The sequence below is a fragment of the Coleofasciculus sp. FACHB-712 genome (assembly GCF_014695635.1).
In the GTDB taxonomy this organism is placed as follows: Bacteria; Cyanobacteriota; Cyanobacteriia; order Cyanobacteriales; family FACHB-T130; genus FACHB-T130.
Genome location: NZ_JACJOQ010000125.1, coordinates 1 through 3799, shown reverse-complemented (window position 1 = coordinate 3799; position 3799 = coordinate 1). Strand labels below are relative to the sequence as shown.

Below are 3799 nucleotides of genomic sequence, written 5' to 3'. Positions count from 1 at the left end.
CTGGTAATAATGCAGTTTGAATCGCGATCTGTTGGGGATGATGTTCTAATTTTTCAAAGGTTGTTTGCTGTGCCATTTCATCGAACATATCAATCGCATTAGCCAAAATGTTCATAAACACCTGGTTAAGCTGACCGGGGAAGCAATCAATTTCAGGGATTTCACCGTAGTTTCGGATAACTTTAATGGCAGGTCGATTTTCATTCGCGTTGAGTCGATATTTGAGAATTAACAGCGTACTATCTAACCCTTCGTGCAGCTTGGCGCTAACTTTGTGTTCCGTATCGGCACGAGAGAAGGTACGCAGACTGGTGCTGATGCCTTTGATGCGATCGGTCGCTCCTTGCATTGAGTCAATTAACTTGGGTAAATCCTCCAATAGAAACTCTAGGTCAATTTCTTGGGCCAATTCGGCTACTGAACCAGTAGGCGGCTGGTGCTGCTGGTAGGTGTCTAAATACTCACGCAGGTCTTTTACATAATCTTTGGCATTATTAATACTGCCGTTGAGGAAGCCGACTGGGTTATTAATTTCGTGAGCAACTCCTGCCACCAAGTTACCCAAAGTAGCCATTTTTTCGTTTTGCACAATCTGAAGCTGAGATTCTTCAAGCTGTTGAGCATAGGCTTGGGCTTGCCGATAGAGGCGAGCATTCTCCAGTGAAATCGCAGCTTGGGCACAGAGCAAATTCAGCAACTTAACGCGATCGCGGGTAAAGGCTCCTGTTGCCAGATTATTTTCCAGATAGACCATACCCAGCAACTTGCCTTGTTGCAGAATGGGGCTGCACAGCAGACTCTTGGGCTGTTGGTTTTGGATATACACATCACCGATCAATAGCGGCTCTTGCACGGCGTTGGGAATCACGGCAGACTGCAAGTTGCGTTTGACTTTTGTGACCAGACTGATGGGCACTATACCGCTATCGACAAGCGACTGCGCCGGATGCAGAATCTGCGTTTCGATTTGACCCGATCCCGTAAGCTCTGCCTTAGCCTGAACCGTGAGATTTTGTTCCTCACTCAACATCAAAGCGCACTGCGTCGCCCCTGAGGTTTGTATTACCGTAAGTAAGAGAGTGCTAATTAACTGCTCAAGCTCAATTTCACTAGAAAGAGTTTGGGAAGCTTTGAGGATGGCAAGCAGATCCAGGGAATCAGAAATACTGGTGGAGGAAGTATTCGTAGCGGTGACAGTTCCAGTGGCAAATACGGTTTCGTCGATAGAGAATAGTGTCTGCGTTTGTTGGAGGATGGGAGCCAGTAGTTGAGGATAGCGAGTTTCTAAGTCGGCGAGTTTGGCTTTCGCCCCCCAGCGAGCATAGCCATAATAGGCTTCAATCATATAAGCTTGGGCGATCCGCTCTTTGTTCCAAGCCAAGTAGAATTTTGCCGCCAGTTCATTGGCAAGGGCTGCTTCCTGAGGGTAGCCATTGGCTTTGGCATCGGCGATCGCTAGGTCATACAGTTCTATCGCTTCCGTTTTGCGATCGAGAACGCGATGTTTTTCAGCTTCTACTAGATGATATTTGTGCAAGTAATTCATGGGGCCATAATCTGCCCACTCTTTTAGCTTGGCTTGATTTTCTTGCATTCGCTGCCATCTAGGTTCTGACTCCAACATCGATTCCGGGGGAGTCGCCAGCACGGTCAGAGAATCATAGAAATATAAGATCGGTTCAACGGTACTTCCCATCCCTCCGGCTAAATACTGTCGGGTTTGAGTGGCATCGTGTTCCGCTCTGGCAAAGTCTTCCAGCCAGTAATTCAATGTGAATCGATACAGGTAAAAGAAAGATAGTCGATAAAAATCGACTTTTGCCTCATCCAGAACTTGTTCTTCATAGGCATCCTGGCGTAGGAGAATCTCTTCCTCTGACTCACCCAAAAGAATTTGAGCCGCTTGCCAGTAAGCCAAAACACAGTTTGCTGCCGTGACTTGGTGGAGGTCGCACAACTGTTGGTAATAGGCGCGAATTTGGGGTTCGAGTTCAGCGAGCGGTTGACCGCACCAATAAGCATTGAAGCAGTACAACTGGGCATCGTAGCCCATAAATTCTAGATTGCCAGTTTCCAATCCAGCTTGATAGCCTTCCAGCAGAATAGCCAACGTTTCTCGCAGATGGATCGTCCAGTGACCCACATATCCCCCCATTAACAGGGCTGTTGCGGCTCTAATATTTTTGGCATCTGGCTCTGAGGCGAGTTGGTATCCTAATTGCCCAAACTGAGGCACCTTGGTCATGTCTCCCCACAATATCCTCAGTTGAAAGGCGTAACCCGCGTAGCAGTAAGGGGAAACCGGACTATTGCCAAACTGAATTGATAATTTAACCTGGAGGGCTACGACCAGAAAATAAAGCTTTGTGCCGGACATATAGCAGACGGGGGTCAGTCGCGCTGCATTTTGCATAATCGCGAGCTGCTGAGGATCGCTCATGGGGGGCAGATGAAGAAATGACTCAATGGCGCGATCGCCAATTAAGGCATCAATTTCCTGCTTCAGGAGCCGAATATCCTCTAGGATGGGTTCGTCTGGCAAGTTCACGCCTAACATCCGGAAGACCGATTGACCGATCGCGATCGCCTCTACAAATTGATTGCGGGCGACTAATGCCTGGATTTTGACTTGATAGACTTGCACCTGTTCTAAAGGCGTTTTCGCATGATGAATTACCGCTTCAATCCACCGATCCATCTGCTCAAAATCGCCCACCAAGAAAGCGACCTCGGCAGCTAAGTCATGTAGGGATAGGGTCTTGTTGTACTGCCGTTGCCAAGCGTCTGTTCCTAGTAGTTCCAGACCTACTTTGGCATATTCACGGGCGGCTTGATAGGCGGTCGCCAGTCTAGCTTTTCGACAAGCTGTGAGGTTGAGTTGGGCGAGTTCGTCCCTTTCCGATTGTTCCTCAACCAGCGTCGTGCCATAGTTCAACTGATTGACGATTTCAAAAATGCGCTCTTCTCTGGCGGCAGGGGAAACTTGTTGCAGCAACAGTTGCCCGATCTGGTAATGAGTCGTCTGTTTTTGCTCGTTAGGGATGAGAGAATAGGCGGCTTGCTGAACGCGATCGTGGAGAAAGCGATAGGAACAGTTAAAGGTTGCTGCCTGGTTGACTTCTGCCACCTGAAGTGGTGACGGCTGATAAAACTTATAGACCTCGGCGATCGGTAAAATCACGCCTTCTTGCAAAGCTTTCCAGAGGTCGATGGCGGTATCTTCGGGCGATCGCTCATTGACAATCGCCAGGGTCGCCAAATCGAACTGAGCGCCAATGCAAGCTGCCAGCTTCAAAGCAGTCTGGGTTGCAGCAGGTAATTTTTGCAACTGAAGTGCCATGAACTCAACGACATCATCCGTGAGCGCGAGTAACTTCACCGTTGCTAAGTCGCACTGCCAATGTCCTGCCTGGGAATCAAACGAAATATAGCCGTCCTCATGCAGGGCTTTGAGAAATTGGGTGAGGAAGAAGGGATTTCCCTTGGTTTTTTGACAGACCAACTCTGTCAATGGCTGAGCTAATTCAATCGAGCAACTCAGCGTATCTGCCGTTAACTGATTCACATCCCCTTGGCTCAGGGGTTCCAGGGTGAGGGTATGGAGCGGGGTTTCAGCTTTTTTGACCTCGTCGAGCATCAGCATCAAGGGGTGAGTCGGGAACACTTCGTTATCCCGATAAGCTCCGATGATGAACAGATAACCGCGTTGCTTGCCGCCGTAGGCATCGCGCTCGGTTAGCAGGAGTTTGAGCAGGTTCAGAGAGGCCGAATCAGCCCACTGCAAGTCATCCAGGAAAAT

Annotated in this window: 1 protein-coding gene; it reads right to left on the bottom strand. The window is 48.9% G+C overall.

Annotation, left to right across the window (positions count from 1 at the left end):
• The coding region (locus tag H6F50_RS03185) for a GAF domain-containing protein (RefSeq protein WP_190426268.1) at positions 1–3799 on the bottom strand (3799 nt) is incomplete at both ends.